The following is a 380-nucleotide window of genomic DNA, read 5'->3' as shown; positions in this document are numbered from 1 at the left end:
CGAATAGAAGATCTTTCTGTCCCAAGAGATCGAAACGGTGATTTTCAAACTTCACTATTCCAGCCTTATCAACGTCGTGATGGTTGGCTAGAAGAAGCTATTCTAAGCTTATATCAAAGCGGCGTAAGTACTCGACAAGTCGGAAAATTTGTGGAACGTTTATTAGATGGCAACCCTTATTCGGCTACGACTGTATCTAATATTACGGAAAAGATTAGAAATGATATCGAAAGCTGGCAATCACGTACATTAGAGTCGAATTACACGGCCCTTTATTTAGACTGCTTATTTTTTAGTGTGCGTCGCGATACGGTTGAAAAAGAAGCTATTTATATCGCTTTAGGTATCACGTTGGAAGGAACACGAGAGATTCTAGGCTT

1 protein-coding gene is annotated in these 380 nt (G+C 39.7%); it reads left to right on the top strand.

Translation table 11 applies throughout. The annotated features are described in order from the left end of the window. Nucleotides 1-380 (top strand): transposase (locus CN373_RS24780; protein WP_205753384.1); only part of this gene is annotated, 380 nt, incomplete at both ends.

Source organism: Bacillus cereus (assembly GCF_002561295.1).
GTDB classification, from domain to species: domain Bacteria; phylum Bacillota; class Bacilli; order Bacillales; family Bacillaceae_G; genus Bacillus_A; species Bacillus_A cereus_S.
Note: the sequence above shows the minus strand (reverse complement) of the source record. Positions and strands in the feature narration are given on the sequence as shown.